This is a genomic window from Streptomyces tricolor, from assembly GCF_002155905.1.
GTDB lineage: Bacteria > Actinomycetota > Actinomycetes > Streptomycetales > Streptomycetaceae > Streptomyces > Streptomyces tricolor.
In genome coordinates, this window is the sequence record NZ_MUMF01000401.1 from 1 (window position 1) to 671 (window position 671).

The 671-nt window shown below is 68.5% G+C and carries 1 pseudogene; it reads right to left on the minus strand.

The window, feature by feature from the left end:
- Positions 1-37 precede the first annotated feature (37 nt).
- A pseudogene (locus CCN44_RS26850) lies at positions 38-611 on the minus strand (lytic polysaccharide monooxygenase).
- Positions 612-671 lie beyond the last annotated feature (60 nt).

The window sequence follows — 671 nt, forward strand, 5'->3', positions numbered from 1 at the left end:
CCGCGTCCGACGGGTGGGGACGGGGGTGGCCGCCGGGTCAGCGGAAGTTCACGTCACTGCACAGGAAGTACGTCTGGTCCATGTGCGAGGCCTGCCAGATCGTGTAGACGACGTGGCGGCCGGTGTAGCCGGAGGTGTTCACCGGGATCGAGTAGTTCTGGCTGGGCGCGTACCTGCCGGTACGGGCGACCAGTTGCAGGTCGTTCCAGGTCAGCGCCTGCTTGGTGGGGTCGAAGCCCTGCCGGGTGANNCAGGGAGTTGTAGCGACCGCTCTCGGTCCGGCCGCCGCTGCACAGCTGGCCGTCGGGGATGACGGCCTGGAAGTTGCCGGCGGAACCGTTGCGGTAGAGGCCGTTCCAGTTCCACATGGCGTTGGGGTCGGCCTGCCAGGCCTGCCAGCACATGGGGTCCTGCTCCGCCATCGCCGGGTTCTGGAAGTCGCTGCCCCAGCGCTGCCAGCAGCCGTAGTTGCGCGAGGCCGGGTCGATCACCGAGCCGTGGGCGGAGGCCGTGCCGCCCCAGGTGATCAGGCTGACGAGGACCGCGACGAGAGTGCCCAGCACGAGCGTCAGACGACGGCCCGCGCGATGTACATGCCCATGACAATGCATGACGGAGATCTTCCTGTGGGGGATCGGGTTCGTTGTGGGGGGTCGGGGCGGGTGCATGGG